This is a genomic window from Bradyrhizobium sp. LCT2, from assembly GCF_009931255.1.
GTDB classification, from domain to species: Bacteria; Pseudomonadota; Alphaproteobacteria; order Rhizobiales; family Xanthobacteraceae; genus Bradyrhizobium; species Bradyrhizobium diazoefficiens.
In genome coordinates, this window is sequence record NZ_CP034432.1 from 5,167,509 (window position 1) to 5,181,698 (window position 14,190).

The 14,190-nt window shown below is 59.5% G+C and carries 14 protein-coding genes; 5 read left to right on the top strand and 9 right to left on the bottom strand.

Annotated elements, in window-relative coordinates; translation table 11 throughout:
- The first annotated feature begins 65 nt into the window (after positions 1 to 65).
- Entirely contained in the window at positions 66 to 1,295 is a 1,230-nt protein-coding gene (locus EI171_RS24890) for an integrase arm-type DNA-binding domain-containing protein (RefSeq protein ID WP_038967915.1), read from the top strand.
- A gap of 349 nt (positions 1,296 to 1,644) precedes the next feature.
- Here EI171_RS24890 and EI171_RS24895 read toward each other — a convergent pair whose 3' ends face one another.
- The 8 genes from EI171_RS24895 to EI171_RS24925 form a co-directional block, all read right to left on the bottom strand.
- Positions 1,645 to 1,830 (bottom strand): hypothetical protein, encoded by a 186-nt coding sequence (locus tag EI171_RS24895; RefSeq protein ID WP_161534924.1) that lies wholly within the window; start codon positions 1,828 to 1,830, stop codon positions 1,645 to 1,647.
- 84 nt (positions 1,831 to 1,914) lie between these two features.
- Positions 1,915 to 2,127: a hypothetical protein gene (locus EI171_RS24900; protein WP_038967917.1), complete on the bottom strand. Its 213-nt coding sequence runs from the start codon at positions 2,125 to 2,127 to the stop codon at positions 1,915 to 1,917.
- Positions 2,128 to 2,174: 47 nt separating this feature from the next.
- Entirely contained in the window at positions 2,175 to 2,381 is a 207-nt protein-coding gene (locus EI171_RS24905; RefSeq protein ID WP_083860175.1) for a hypothetical protein, read from the bottom strand.
- Positions 2,382 to 3,038: 657 nt separating this feature from the next.
- Entirely contained in the window at positions 3,039 to 3,164 is a 126-nt protein-coding gene (locus EI171_RS46470) for a hypothetical protein (protein WP_256380383.1), read from the bottom strand.
- 367 nt (positions 3,165 to 3,531) lie between these two features.
- Positions 3,532 to 3,720, bottom strand: coding sequence for a hypothetical protein (locus tag EI171_RS24915; RefSeq protein WP_244442011.1), 189 nt, complete (start codon positions 3,718 to 3,720; stop codon positions 3,532 to 3,534).
- A 1,661-nt stretch (positions 3,721 to 5,381) separates the two neighbouring features.
- Positions 5,382 to 5,573 carry a hypothetical protein gene (locus tag EI171_RS24920; RefSeq protein ID WP_038967921.1) on the bottom strand — a complete coding sequence of 64 codons (192 nt, stop codon included), beginning with the start codon at positions 5,571 to 5,573 and terminating at the stop codon, positions 5,382 to 5,384.
- Between the two features lie 64 nt (positions 5,574 to 5,637).
- Positions 5,638 to 5,796 carry a hypothetical protein gene (locus EI171_RS44880; RefSeq protein ID WP_192816611.1) on the bottom strand — a complete coding sequence of 53 codons (159 nt, stop codon included), beginning with the start codon at positions 5,794 to 5,796 and terminating at the stop codon, positions 5,638 to 5,640.
- A 108-nt stretch (positions 5,797 to 5,904) separates the two neighbouring features.
- Entirely contained in the window at positions 5,905 to 6,243 is a 339-nt protein-coding gene (locus tag EI171_RS24925; protein WP_161534925.1) for a hypothetical protein, read from the bottom strand.
- Between the two features lie 1,040 nt (positions 6,244 to 7,283).
- Here EI171_RS24925 and EI171_RS24930 point away from each other — a divergent pair.
- Both EI171_RS24930 and EI171_RS24935 read left to right on the top strand, forming a co-directional pair.
- The gene (locus EI171_RS24930) at positions 7,284 to 7,505 is read left to right on the top strand and encodes a helix-turn-helix domain-containing protein (RefSeq protein ID WP_202633008.1); all 222 of its coding nucleotides are present in this window, start codon (positions 7,284 to 7,286) and stop codon (positions 7,503 to 7,505) included.
- Between the two features lie 414 nt (positions 7,506 to 7,919).
- The gene (locus EI171_RS24935) at positions 7,920 to 8,381 is read left to right on the top strand and encodes a hypothetical protein (RefSeq protein ID WP_161534926.1); all 462 of its coding nucleotides are present in this window, start codon (positions 7,920 to 7,922) and stop codon (positions 8,379 to 8,381) included.
- A gap of 936 nt (positions 8,382 to 9,317) precedes the next feature.
- On the opposite strand, the gene EI171_RS24940 is transcribed toward EI171_RS24935, so the two are convergent.
- A complete protein-coding gene (locus EI171_RS24940; protein WP_161534927.1) occupies positions 9,318 to 9,578 on the bottom strand; it encodes a hypothetical protein in 261 nt (86 codons plus the stop codon).
- A 2,044-nt stretch (positions 9,579 to 11,622) separates the two neighbouring features.
- Between EI171_RS24940 and EI171_RS24945 the strand changes: the two genes are divergently transcribed.
- The gene (locus tag EI171_RS24945; protein ID WP_161534928.1) at positions 11,623 to 11,997 is read left to right on the top strand and encodes a type II toxin-antitoxin system HicA family toxin; all 375 of its coding nucleotides are present in this window, start codon (positions 11,623 to 11,625) and stop codon (positions 11,995 to 11,997) included.
- Positions 11,998 to 12,154: 157 nt separating this feature from the next.
- Entirely contained in the window at positions 12,155 to 14,170 is a 2,016-nt protein-coding gene (locus tag EI171_RS24950) for a hypothetical protein (protein ID WP_202633009.1), read from the top strand.
- Positions 14,171 to 14,190 lie beyond the last annotated feature (20 nt).

Here is a 14,190-nt window from a genome sequence, read left to right on the forward strand (position 1 = left end):
CTAATCGGGTCACTGACCGTGGTTTTTGCCCGTGGGTTCGGAGGACGGTTTTTCCCGGAGGAACAATGGCTGGAAGGCTCAAACCGCTCGACGTGGAGCGTCAAACCAAGCCCGGCAAATACGCCGATGGCGATGGACTCTACTTGATCATTACCGGACCAACATCGAAGAGCTGGTCATACAGATATTGGAAAGACGGCAAGGAGCGCTGGCACGGCCTCGGCTCCTTGAAGGAAGTATCACTAAAGGATGCGCGGCTGGCACGGGATGCGGCGCGGCTGCGCGTGAAAGGCGATCGCAGCACCGCTGGCGTGGACATAGTGCAGGAGAGGCGAAAGGCACGTGAAGAGGCGAAAGCCGTCGAGGCCAAGGTTGTGTTGCAGACGTTCGAGGAATGCGCGGAAGCCTACATCCGGATGAATTGGTCGACCTGGAGCGAGAAGCATCGCGATCAGTGGCCGTCCTCCCTCAAGCGTTACGCCTATCCCACGATCGGCAAGCTAACCATCCAGGAGATCAAGCCGAGCCACATCCACGATCTGCTCAAGCCGATCTGGGTGGAGAAACGCGAGACTGCGAACCGGGTCCGCGGCCGGATTGAAACGATTATCGCAAAGAACGTTGATATCGACGATCCAGACTTCCGCAATCCGGCCGAGCTTACGAGGCAGTTGCGCGAAAAGCTACCGAAGCGCCCCAAGCGCGTCGTCCGCCATCATCCGGCCTTACCGTACGCTGAGGCGCCGGCGTTCATGAGGCTCCTTGCCGGTGCGCCGGGAACAGCTGCCGCCATGCTACGCTTCCTAGTCTTCACGGCTTGCCGCACGAACGAGGCCGTCGAAGGGCATTGGTCTGAGATCGATCGCCCAGGCTCGACCTGGAAAATCCCCGGCGAGCGAATGAAGATGGACCAGGACCACTACGTCCCTTTGACGGATCCCGCGTTGGCGGTCCTCGACGAGATGCGAGACGGCCGCCAAGGCGAACTAATTTTCACCAATCCCGAAGGCGGGGCATTCTCTGAAAACGCGATGCTCGCGGTACTTGATCGTCTCGGCTACGGATACGTAACGGTGCACGGTTTCCGGTCGACCTTCGCAACCTGGGCTGAGGAATGCACCGACTATCCGGACGGCGTACGCGAGGCCGCGCTGGCCCACAAGTACAAGAGCGAGACTACCGCAGCCTATCAGCGAGGCCAGAAGTTGGAGAAGCGCCGGGCGTTAATGAAGGATTGGGCCGTATTCCTGAGCGGCGCCAATGTGACCCAATTGGAAGACCGGAGGACAGGGTAGGGCGTAGAGCGGCTGCAGCTAGGACACTGAGGGTCAGAAGCGTTGGTTGCGCCCAATCTCGATGGGACGCGTGCGAGGGGAGCTGCCCATTAGGGCCGATGAAATTCGACCGCTCGCTGCTTCAGCGATACTCTTGCCTCGAAGCCTGCGAGAAGCCACGCCCTCGCTTGCGTGTGCCCCGCCTTGCGCGAGCTCTCATTGCCCCACCACGCACTAAACTTGTGGGCAGACGCAGGTAACGGCCTTCCGAGCAGCGCTTCTATTTCTGAAAATGTGAACCGAACGGTTTGCCCTCGCACGCTATCCAGCTTCGCTCGCAGTGGATCGTAAACGGACATAGCCCGGCTCGTCACGTTGCTTTGTCGACGCGACTGGCGGCGATGAAGTCCCGCGCGGCAAGCTCCAGGTCGAGATCGGTAATCCGTTCAAAGATACGAGCAGCGATTTCCTCTGACTCTTCGGCGGTCAACGACCGAATGCCGCGCAAAGAAAGCTCGTCTCTGAGAACCTTCGCCACAATGAATTTGATCACCATCTGGATCTATGATCCCAAAACATGATCCAACCGCAACCGGAGGGCGAACGCAAGTAGTTGAGCAGTTTTCCCGCGGGCTCCGGCCTAGCCGTCTCGGCAGGGTATGCCGAAGCTGTCGCAGGCACTCGCGAAGGCCTCTTTTGCCTTCGCATCTTCAAAGCAAAAGCGCGTGCCGACGTCGGGACGATCAATCCACCAGTCGACCTTGCTTCCTTTTGCAATGCGGGAGGCTTCGCCGCGCAGCAGATCCAATTGTTTCCCGGCGGCGTGAACGATCAAGCAATTTTCCTTTGTCATGAATGCTTTCCTGAAATAGGTCCACCATGCGACCGCTTTCAGGTGACCTAGCCGAAGCGGCTATCCGGGCCACGTGATCGGTCGCGGTGCACTTCGTTTGACAACGAGCTGACTAATATCTCCAGCTTCGATTGTTCTTCGTTCAAGCGCCTTTCGACAAACTGGCGCTCAAACTCCGTCAGGCTGGTTTGCAATAAGTGGCGATAGCGTCGAATATTGTTGCGATGTGCACGCGCCAACTGGTCGTCAATCATCATCGTCTTCCTTTGACGGCTACTATCTCATTCCTTTTTGCTTCACGGGGTGAGGTGGCCCCGAGGCAACATTCCAAGACGTCGCTGGAGCGGAGTATCTTCGCTCCGTGACGCCGGCAATCCCCGGCCGGGGCTTTAAATCCCGGCCCTCTAATTCTGGCGGACTTCGATGACAGAAACAAGAAATACTCGAAGGGCACGGTGCCCGCAGCGCTCTCGCTCACGCTAATGGGCTTTTCTTTTGCAATCTGTGAACCAGTTCACAATCGCAGCGGGGCATTGGCTGCTATCGATCTGCCATTGCCAGAACCTAATCATGATTTGAAAAACGCCCCCGGCGCGCAAGCGCTGGGGGTTTTTGCACCTGCGAGGGACTACGCTGACGGCCCTATCACGTCGTACTCGAGGCCACCCCCTCAGGATCGTTCTCCCCAAACACGTTTCTGCGGCGTCGAGCGCAGCAAAGACCTTGATGTGATTGACGTCGCCAACCTGTTTGGCGGTATTCACGTAGACGAAGACGACGGTCATCGATCCCTCTTCAGCTTGCGCCGGCCCCAATGCGGCACTTTTCCCTTCGGATTGAACTCGGGGACGTGGCGCCGGTTCAATGCTCGCATAACGCCGGTCCGGGCAAACATCGTCGGGCCGCCTTCCTTATGCGACCAGGATCAGCGGCTGCATCGCGGCCTGCCATTCGGGCGCGTCGTGCTTCTTCTTCGGCAAAGCAGGGATGTATACGCCGGCATCGAGCAGCGTCGTCAGCGTGCGTCCGCCGGCCACAAAAATAGGTTCGTCGAACGCGCGGGAGCAGGTCATCCGCAGCGGTGGTTGTGCGGGAGAGCGTCGTGCAGACTTGGGCTCGCGCGGACCAATCCTAGTCCTCGGAGAAGTAAATAGGTTCGGGAAGATCAAAAGCTATGTATAAAGCTATCCCGAAAAGAGCCAATAAAATCAAAGCTGTGCAAAGCAAAAGCAGCCACAAGGCTTGGTTCCTCAATCTGAAGTGCTAGGATTAGCTAGCAGCTCAGAAGAGCTATTTGACGAAACTCAACTCGCCCTCGCGGGGGAACCTCACGGCTAGGCGGCCTCAAACGAGGGAACGACGAGAGGCCACCAACTGAGGCGGCCTCTGCCTGTCGTCTCGCTTCTATTGGGAAACGGCCATCATCGTCGCTTCGCCGTCGCCGCGCAGGATCGCGCCGCGCTGGCCACAAGCGTTGCAGACGAATCGCGGCTCGATCTGGGACAGCCGGATCTCGTCAGGCCACTGGGCGGCCGAGAGCTTCACGTTATGACCGCAGCGGTAGTCCTGGCAGAAGACGATCAGGTCGCGCACTCCGGTCGAGCGCATCTCGCCGAGCGTTATCTTGAGGGGCCGCCCGTCGGGTTCACTGGCGTTGTTTCAGCGGGCAGGGCGAGGCATGCCGCCATCAAAGCGGCATCCGAAGGGGTCTCCGCAAATTATCAATCCCTTGGGCCGCGGAGCGCGCGCGAGCTACTGCGCATCGTGGGTGTGGAAAGCCGCCGATCAATCGAACGATGGAGACCATCGGCCCGCCATGTTGGCGGGCCTCTCATGCTAAAAGCGATTCCAGCCGATCGCGCCCGCCCGATTGCCCGATTCAAAATGTGAATTAGTGCACCGACTTGCCTGCGGAATAAGGAGAAGCTGGAGGGGTTAATTCAATAGTTCAATTGTGGGTGAATCTGTGGAAACTGCGAAGCGGTGCCAAGCCCAAGCAGCTGAATGCCTCCATTTAATGCAATCGGCGCAGAGCGAGACCGAAGCCAGACTCCTCAAATCGCTATCGCAAAGCTGGATTCGCATCGCCAATCAGATCGATCGATATCAATCTCTCGTCTCAAGCGGTAAGGCGCGAACAGACAAATCTACAATGGATCACACGCGCAGCTGAACGATCCATTCGGAGCCGGGGAATCCGCGGGGCGACAAGCCTGACGCTCCGGGCGTCAGGCACCTGAGATGACCACTGTCCAATTCAAGGACAATTCGTGTCGGCGAGGAGCTCACCACCGTGCTATTGATAACCGTTTCATCACCTAGCACGATTGGTAAGTAGATGCCTTCGGGGGGAAAGTGCGACGCTTGGCGCTGGTCCTCAGCCAAACCTTGACGCCCGTTCCCAGCGTCCAGGAGCGCGTATGGCCCGCCCACTCCAACTGATCGCCCCACAGATTGCGAAGGCACTTTAGAGACTTTCCGCGACCGAACTTGACATCCGACAACACCCAAAGCCGCGGGATTGCCGAATGCTAAGTTGGGTCGGGATACGCTCGGAACGCGAGCGAGGCACTGCGCGTCGTGGGTGTGGGCAACGTCGACCCTTGACGATTTGCCACCATCGGGAGTCTGATCCGGCGCATGGGGCCGGATCGGCGCGTCATCGACGAGCTCAGGGCGTTCGAGCGGCTTTGCATTTGAGCTGGCCGCCGGCGCGACCATGCCGGAGGAGCGGGCAGGGCTCGAGTTCAACTGCTACCGTGCCGAGGCCAGTTGCCTCCAAACCCGCTTCATCAAGAAATGGTCGGCGGCCGCGGCAGGAGCGCCGGCTTCGGTGGCCGCTTCTTCGGATCCTTGTGGTTGAAGTGCCCGCGGGTAGGAAGCGGGATCAGGCAACGCTTGCATATCTTTCGGAGCGTGAACTCCGAAATGCCGAGGCCAGCGGCCGCCCGGATCAGTGTCTTGCTCCAGACGAGATCGCGGTGCGGCCAGCTCAATTCCTCGACGGCTGTTTCCAGCCATAGGACTGGCGCGGAATTCGGCCAGTGACGTCGAGGTCCTTCTCGTCAGAGAGGCGCCAGGCCGCCACTCCGAAGCAGACGGTCAAAACTACCGCGGTAACTAGCAGAAGCGTCGACAGAAACTGGCTCACGCCTACACCCTCTGAACGTGGCGCGTAGCTGAGCGTCCATGAACTGTCGATTCGGAAAATGCAGACGCGCTGACCTAACGGCAGAATGTCCCCAAGCTTCTAGTTATCCGCTCAAAGCCATGCGTCCCTCCGCGGTAATTCGGTATTCGGTTTCGCCCGATGTTTGGGGGATTGCGTCAATCAGGCCCAGCTCCACTAGGCGCGCGACGAGCTCGTGATCGAACAGCGGGGTGCTGATCCACGGTTCGGAGGTCAGTTGCTTCAAGAACGCGCGCTCGATCTCGGTTAGATCCACGGTTGCCTCTCTGGAGAAAACTCCAGCCGACTTGGCGTCGTTCCACCCGATGTAACCGAGCCAATCAAGAAGGACCGAAAGCGCTTATCAGTCCGATCGCAATGGGGACCAGCCCCACGACGGTCCATAGGGCGGGCGAGCTGGAGCCCAGGCCAGCAACAAAGATCCAGACACCAAAGCCCACAATGAGCGCCGAAATGGCGTAGGCGAGTGCTTTTTCCATCGGCCGATCCACGAGAAACAAAGGATCGATGCGCCTGTACGACCCAGAACGGGGTGAAACGTTCCTTCGTTCCAAGGGCAGTCGAGTATGACCATTGGCTGAGGCGCATCATCGTACCGGCTCCGGATCCGTACTTCTTTCGATACTATTCAACAGCGGCAGCGCCGGCTTGGGCGGTCGCTTCTTCGGATCTTTGTGGTTGAAGTGCCCGCGGGTGGGGATAGGGATCCGCAAGCGCTTGCAGAGGTGCCGGAGGGCGAACTCCGATATTCCAAGATCGGCGGCCGCTCGTATCATGGTCTTAGTCCAGACTAGGTCTCGGATCTCGGCGCGGCTCATGTCTCTCCGCAGGTGACGTCGACCAACCGAGATCTTGCGGCTCTTGGTCTCGCGCGGCCGCTTGATGCCGTGCTTTCGTTCGAACGCTTTGGTGGCCTTGTCCTCCATTCGCGATCGGTGGCGCGCCAGGCGCTCGGATAGGGATATGGGAACGGGGCGCACGCCTTCTTCAATTTGTAGAATCGGCGCGCCCAGGACTGCTGCTCTTTGTCGTCGAATGGATAGAAGGGCAGGTCGATGGCGCGGGCCCACGGGATGTGTTCCGGGACATACCCGGGTCTCTTTCGATCGAAGTCCCACCACGGGGCATCTGAAAGACGATTGCGTCGCTCGCGTATTGACAGGTGGTCGATTGCCTCGGCGCAGTACATCGAGACGAGTATCGTGAGACGCCCGACTCGCTTGTGTCCCACTGAAGTGAGACAGCGGGATTGCTTGAAAAGTCGAGATTTTAAGCAGGCTTCCCTTCAAAATTCACCGTGACAATCGCGTGAGACGCCGACCATCTAAACTGTGTTGTCACTTATGTCCGCGTTGTTGCTCACTAGCGCTGATGCGCACAATCTGAATTCTACCGGCCAATCGCTGGGCGCTGAGAGCCTCAAGAACCCAACGGAGACCGTAACGGAGACCGTCGCTGGTAGTTGGATAATCGTTTCATTCGCTATCGGGCGGACGTCCGAAGTTGTGCTTTGGGCAGCCTGTGACGTGACCTGGGAGGGGCGGGCTGCGCAGCCGCTAAGGGGAAGACCGTAGCTCCGACACGTAGCTCCTGGTGTCTGGGTCAGGGAGCCCAACGGAATCAACGGCGTATGGGAGGAGGGAGTATCCGTTGATCTGGAAAATCCACACCACCACTTCGCAAGACGAACTAGTACAGATGCAAGCCGCCTGTGGATCGTGCTTGGGGCAACTCGCGCGACATGCGGGCGAATTTTTCAAATACTTGTTGCCAATGCCCCTGCAAGACTTTGGTAATGTTGGATAACTTGGAGAACAACTTTCAGGGTAACTCCCTCGCGAAAAGTGTGCCAGGAGCGGTATCTTCAGTGTGTTTCGGTGATAGGCCGCGTTACATCAACTTAGGTGTGTTCTGAATCGAGCGCCTTGCTGTTTAGTCGAATAACGATGAACAGCTAGGTGCATCAATGTTCGGAACGAAAACAGCAAGCCGTCCCGCCATCGTCGCGACTGTCAATGAAACGATGGCAGCGCTGCGCATCGGCCGCGCGAAGATCTATGAGCTTCTGAATTCCGGAGCGCTGGAAAGTTACCTGGAAGGAGCTGCTCGGAAGATCACTTGGCGCAGCATCGACGCATACGTCGAGCGCCGTTTGGCGGAAGAATCCGAGCGCCGGGGCATTGAGTAGCTTCATGCAGCCCGCGATCAGATCTCCCGCAATGGTGACGTCGTCGAGCCGGCGCATGGATGCCGTGACGAGACAGGTGCCTTTCCCTAGCGAAGGGAGGATTTTAGGCATTTCAATGCACTTAGGCCGGATTTTGAGCCAACCGCCCTTCATTGAACCTCAACGTGTTTCAGCTCCGGCCCCCAAACGGATTGCCGTGGAAGGTAAGGAGAGCTCGTCTGCAACGACACCCTGCCGAGCGAACAAACACGAGTTCGGCGTAGCCATTCCCGAACCGGACCCGCCGGACAAAAGAAAGCGCCCCCCGAGGGCAAATCGGGAGGCGCCGGCATTCTTTAGTACTTGGGCAGCTGCTAATTCTCCATACCCGAACGAAAAGCTTCGTTCAAGCGCCCCTGCAGCTTGGGGGCATCAATGAGCGAGAAGTTCGATTGGGATGACGAATGCCTCGTTGTGCCGTTTCACCCGGCGCAAAACAAAACGGCCGTATACACAAATCTGTACGGTGACATCGTGCTACGGCAACACGACCCGGACTCCTGGAAGGATGATGAAGATAACATCCTAATATTCCGGCCGGAGAATGTTGAAGCGATCGTTCGCGCGATCATTGAGGAGGCCGAACTTCCTTACGTTTTGGTGGACACTTCCGACGGGAATACTGGCCCGACGGTCCAAAAGAAGGACAGCACGGCTGCGGAACGCCAGCGCCGCCGCCGCGCGAAGCTTCGCGAGCGCCGTGACCCTAACCGTGACAAGAGTGATGCTGTCACGAGTGTCACGGCTGCTCATCCGCCTGATCGGGTCCAACTCGCGCTCGTTCGCACTGCCGAGGAAGACAAGAAAGATATCCAAGACACGGCGCTTACGCGCTGACCGAACCGCCGCGTTCGGTCGGCCGTGGGCTCCGCGATTGCGGGTCTGCTCGGTGGCTCCCGCCGCAATCCAGGTACTTCAGCCGACCGTCGCGAGAATAGCGACGAGTCGAGATCGGCCATGATCTCGTCGCCGGGGAGGGGAGAGCGCAGCTCTCTCTCCCGCCGATGAATGACCGCGAGGTGCCGCCCCTCAAAGCGGCAAGCTCCCGCCGGTGGGCTTACGATCGAATCGAACCGGAATCAAAATACGCGGGTTCAGGTGTCCCCATTCCTCCCCGCGGCCTTCAGGTGCCCGGCAACCCCGGGAGTGGTTGAAGGCAAGTCACAGCCGTCAGCGGGATGACAACCCGATCCGGCCGACTTGCGGGATGAGCCGAAAAAATCATCCCAGTCGTCACGCCCCTCCACAAGGCGCGACGGGCGGACGCGGCGGGGCCAACGCCGCGCGAACCCACGAGGGTTCGGAGGGCAACCAAGTACGCGAGGCCGAGTGGGCCTTCTCCCTCGTCAGGAGCTTCAGAATGGGAGTTTTTCCAGACTGAAGGCGGAAAGGGGCGAAGCTATGCCCGCCTGAGCAATGCAGGGGGTCTGTCGAGCTTAATGAGACAACCGATTTGTTCGCCGGCGGGCTCAGTACAAGCGAGTCACCCTCTGAGAAGGCTGAGACAGTAGGTGAGACACCTACGAATTAGCGGGGTGTCTCACCGCTGAGGCAAGCCGTAGATAGAAAAACATGTGGTTTTGTTGTTGAGGTGGCCTCAATAAAGTCAACGACGGCCCGGCGCGCGCAGTAATGGACATTCTCGCATCGAATCCTACCGGCAAAAAACACGAGTCACCTCGGTGAGACAGGTGTCTCAGGCGCGTCAGACGAAAACGCAAGGTGAAATAAACACTTAGGGGTGAGACTCCACATCGAGCGGTCCATGAGACACTAGAAGCGCTTCAGCCACGTATTTGCGTATTTCGCGACCAGGTATGTCCAGCACGGAGCAGCTCGGGTGCTCACTCGGTGATAGCCACCGAGCGCGCCGCCGACCGGGATGGCCGCAATGGTGACCCAAAGCGCGATGCTGACGTGAGAGGCGGCGATCTCGGCCGGACAGCCCCTTTCGGTGAGAAGCAACGGACCGAACGCGAACACATTGGCGAAGGTGGCGCTGGCGGTGCCACCGACGAAGCCTGCGAGGGCCACCGCGGCCGTGACGGCCGCGCTTGGGAAGGCCGTTGGACAACGCCGCGCGCGGTCGCGCCTACTTCGGCAGCGTGAACAGTAGGATCAGCGCCATCAGGGTCAGGATCACCATTGCTTCCTGCTGCATATTCGGCGGCAGTGATCGGAAATTCGTGCATATTTCCACGTGCGTCATGGCAAACAGTATAGGACTGCTGTTCAATTACATGTGCGATCGTGTCCGTCGTCGTTGCGGTCGCTGGCTTTACGGATCAAGTCGCCCCGATGGAGTATCGTAAAGGTCCGTTGTGTACGACTGCGAACATTGGAGTTGCACCTCGACAAGCCTGGATGATAGCGGGGCCGTCGGGCTCGCGTCTGTTGGTGGCGTGACGTCTACGGCCGCAGGTGTGCTTGTGGCCACATCTGTAGACGCGGGTGTAGCCGAAGGGTGTAGTCCAGTTCAGCTAGTGGTCGATGTCTGCTCGCCCCAGCACACCCCATGGGCTGACTGGGAGCGCCGACGAGGGCCAACGATCACGAAGCAGCCAATCGCAGATGTCTGATGCTATATCCTCTCTCTGATACAGCGATGAGTGCTGTAGGAGACGTTGGAATATCAGGGAGGTGAGTACTGACCGAGATTGATAGACGATCTGCCGGATGGGCGAGCCCAACGCCGACCTAGAACGGCCTGACCACATCTCGGCTCTGCCCCACGTGACGTTCGGTCGAGTGGTAACTTTTATGCTCGCGAGCGCATAATCCGACAATTTGTCGTCCCAGTATCCGGCACGCCGAATGATGCCAAGGAGCAAGGCAGGAATCACGAAAAAGGAAAACGCCACAGGCATCAAAAAGAAAGGAGCCTCTAGTAGCACTGCTACGGGCGGGGCGATTGGACCCAACAGGTGCCTAAGCGTCCTCAGAGCCGGTCCGAGCGCTTCATAAATGCTTTGGGTTGCCGCAACTAATGATGCTCCATCTGCGGACTCGATAGCAAGCCTAGTGTGCCTGTTGGAGGTACAGCGAAGAAGTCGATCAAGCTCAATGCGTCCGCCCTCGGGATTGGCTTCTCCGGCGCGCCCCCTCGGTCGATGGAGATCCGCGGAAACTCTGGGAGCTTCCATATTCTGCGCTGCCGCTCAGCTTTAGCCTCTTCGAGAGCCGCGTCCTTGAAATGCGTAAGCTTAAGCTTCATTTCAGCGACCTGGTCAGCTGACGAGCTTCCAAGAATGTTTTCAGTAGCAAGGGCGTACCTCTGCGCGCAGAGCTTAATGTAATACTCAGGTTCGAATTGTCGGATCATCGGGAAACGCCGCGAGCGGAGTGGAGCAGGGCGGACAAGAACGGTTCAGTCCGCCGGTCCCTCGCGCTACTCCCATATTGCAGGTAATCAGCTTCCCTTCGGTCTGCGAGTCCTCCTCGTACCTGGAGCGAAAATTTCCTGAAAGGACACGCCTAGCGCTTTGGAAACATGCCAGAGCGTTACGATGGTGGCGTTGCGGGTCCCAAGCGTGAGACGTTGAGCGCGAGCGCGCAGTCCTCCGGGCGAGATATCGATCTTGTCCCTTTTCGCCCCGTCATATTCTGCAAATTATGGCTTTCCCAGATGCGGCTTGGATCGGTGCTTCTTCTTCGGTTGGGTTCCGGCCGTATGAGCACGGTCTGCTCCAGCCAGTTCATGAGATCTCTGTCGGTGGTGGTCCCCTCGGCGGAATCCTCAGCCCGTCATTGCTGGACATAGGCGGCCCCGAAGCACTCGATGCTGATGCCAGCAGCGCCGCCTCTTCCGGTCGCGGGTGCGGCGAATCTTTCGGCATCATCACGGCGATCCCTTTGTATCTTGGTGGATTTTTCATTTTGGCTCGAACGCGAGCACGTGGGCAGGGCCGCCGGTACGGTAGCGTGAACGCCACTTCTTGAGAATCGGTGCGAGATCGTGTATCGTCACGTCACCGCGACGCAGCAATGCGGGCGCTTCACCCTCTCCTACCAAGGTGAGGGGCGACTACGCAGGGATTATCGGTTTGCCCGATCGCTCTGTACGTCTTGGGATCGCTTGTTGAAGCTGTCGCCGCCTTCGGTGACGCCGGATTTAGGTCCGGAAAGCGGAGGGAGGATGCGCATGGAGCAATCAAAAATCTCCTTGGCACGCCTCGGATCGCCAACCACGTGTTGCGGTCGGAAAAGCTGCGTGCTGTCGGCCGCCAGCCAAGGAGTGAAATATTTGTCCCCAAGCTCACTAATGAAGGAAGTCCGGCGCGCGCTTTTGCGCGAGGGATTCACCGCGACCAAGACTCGCGGTGGTCACTGGCGCTTTGAACATCCGCAGATGTGCGGACCCGTATTCGCGCCCGACACGCCTTCCGATTATCGCGGCGTCAAGAATCTGAAGGCGCTGCTGCGGCGCAAGCTGCGCGCCGCTAACGACAACTAGACCCATTAACCACCGGGCCGCCCCCTCCAGCGGGCGGCCCGCCCTTTTTGAACAACAAATTGTGGCGAGGGGCGCTCGGCCGCCGGCCTCACCCAGGAGACCAAAAATGATCAAGTTGATGTCAAACGATCACGTCCTTCCCCGGCCTGTTGAGCGGTTGCCGGATTATGCGCATGCGAAGGCTCGCCAGAACCTCGCAGAAAAGATCGTCGACGCCTTCGGCCTCTCCGAAGCGTCGGCGAATGCGATCGCCAATGCGGTCGTTGATCCGAGCGAAGTGCGCAAATCGATCGGCGATACGATCGATCCCGATGTGGAGAAGATTCCCGTTCCGGGTGGCACATTACTCGGCATCCGCACGAGCGTGTGGGCGCGGCGCGCCATGCCCGATCCGCGCAATCCTCGGACGCTGCCGTCGCGGCGACATCCTTTCGCCATCGACCCCGGGACGGGCGGCGAGGATTCGAAGTTTCGTCCCGTGCCCGAGCCGCGCTCGCTCGACCCGGCGGAACGGTACAAGGCGGAGCTCGCGGTGGACATCGAGAACCGCCACCACCTTACTTGGGCGGCGCAGCAGGCGGCGAGCTTCGTGCTCACGGAAAATGACTGGCGTGCGTCGATCGAATCGCAGGGTGTAATGGAGGCCGTCTGGCTGGTTGCGACGACCTATTTGCATGCCGATGAATCCGCACCAGCCACCACGCTTACCACCGTCGAGGGCTCGTCGCGCGCAACGGCGGTTCACAACATTCTCGGCATCCATTCGGCCGACGTCCCTTATGACGACGGCGACGCCAAGCTGCGGGCCTATATCCGCAAGCTGAACGACGCTTTTGATCGCGGCGAACGCGATCGCGAAATTCAGGTTTCGCTGCGGTGCGAGCGGATTCCGGCTTTGATCCTGGTCGGCTTCCGGCCACATCCTGAAGGCGTCACCGGCTTCCCGACGGCGGTGAAGTCGCTCGTAGCGCTCCGCCACGTCGACCCGCCCAAGCCCTGGGGTGAAGGGCCGGAGAACGAATCGCTCGCAGATGAAGTGCTCGATGAGCTCTATCGGCGCGATCTGATTTCGGAGGCGCAGCGCGACTATTATGCTGGCTCGTGCACCCGCGCCGAAGCGCGCGCCGCGCACTTGCCTGACGATCCTGTCCAGCGCGCGGCACAGATCGTACGACTGTTCACCAGCAAGGATGAACGGGTGGATGAAGCCATTCGCGTGGCGGTGACGAGCCAGTCGACGCGCAAGCGCATCACCTCGAAGCTGATGAACGAATTGGCGACTGCGCTGGTCCTGCGCGCTGTCGCTGACGATCGCAGCAAGGTCGACCAGATTCGCCGCTATCTGCGCCATGCGTTCAGCAAGTCGGCGCATCGCGAGAACTGGCAGGCGACTGGCCGATCGACGGAGCAGCTCGTGCATCAGGCGCTTGCGGAAGTGCGCGAATCGATCGGCAATGGTGGCACTGAAGAGCCGGGCCCCGCGTCGCTTGAGCTTGCAGTTCGCGCCTCCTATCCGCTCGTCGTGTCCGGTCGTCTCAACGCCGACCGGGGTTCTTCGGGCAACGACCAGCCCGACCGACGCACGCCGGGTGAGGTGCTTGATGCGATGCGCCGCTCGCTGCATGGCGTTCGTCAGCTCGGCCAGGCGCTGCAGGATTTCGAGCAGTCGCAGCCACCTCGCGCGGTCGACGAGGACGGCAGGGTGAAGCGCACTTCGGACGGATCGTCGGATCAGACCCTGAGCGACATCTACCTGCGTAATGAGTTCCCCCCACCCGGCAAGGCGAAGGCGGCGCGACCGGGCAATACGCCGACCGACCGGTACAACAATGCGCTCGAAGCGCTCAGCAAGGCCTTCCAGGATCTCGATCAGCGGTTCGAGGCGTTGTCCAAGGTGGTCGGCGATGATGGCCAGCCGATCGTCGATGCTCGCGGTGTCGATCTTCGGCTTACGGAGTCGTGGCGTGAAATTCTTCGCCGCGTGGACGAGGAAACGGTGATTTGGGCGCGCTCGTTCAGGAAGATGTATGGCACAAAGATCGACTTGGCCGAGGCGCGTGTCGAAAGCGACAGGAATGCCGGAGATCTCGACGATCCTTATGCCGATGTCGGTGACGACGAAAGCGAGCGCGTCACCATGAGCGAGCTGCAGGACGAAGACGTCCTCCGATAGTGTTGCGAGATGGGCCCGGC

Coding starts and splice junctions, on each gene's coding strand:
- EI171_RS24890 (WP_038967915.1), top strand. CDS start 66: ATGGCTGGAAGGCTCAAACCGCTCGACGTGGAGCGTCAAACCAAGCCC.
- EI171_RS24895 (WP_161534924.1), bottom strand. CDS start 1,830: ATGGTGATCAAATTCATTGTGGCGAAGGTTCTCAGAGACGAGCTTTCT.
- EI171_RS24900 (WP_038967917.1), bottom strand. CDS start 2,127: ATGACAAAGGAAAATTGCTTGATCGTTCACGCCGCCGGGAAACAATTG.
- EI171_RS24905 (WP_083860175.1), bottom strand. CDS start 2,381: ATGATTGACGACCAGTTGGCGCGTGCACATCGCAACAATATTCGACGC.
- EI171_RS44880 (WP_192816611.1), bottom strand. CDS start 5,796: ATGGAAAAAGCACTCGCCTACGCCATTTCGGCGCTCATTGTGGGCTTT.
- EI171_RS24925 (WP_161534925.1), bottom strand. CDS start 6,243: ATGGAGGACAAGGCCACCAAAGCGTTCGAACGAAAGCACGGCATCAAG.
- EI171_RS24930 (WP_202633008.1), top strand. CDS start 7,284: ATGTTCGGAACGAAAACAGCAAGCCGTCCCGCCATCGTCGCGACTGTC.
- EI171_RS24935 (WP_161534926.1), top strand. CDS start 7,920: ATGAGCGAGAAGTTCGATTGGGATGACGAATGCCTCGTTGTGCCGTTT.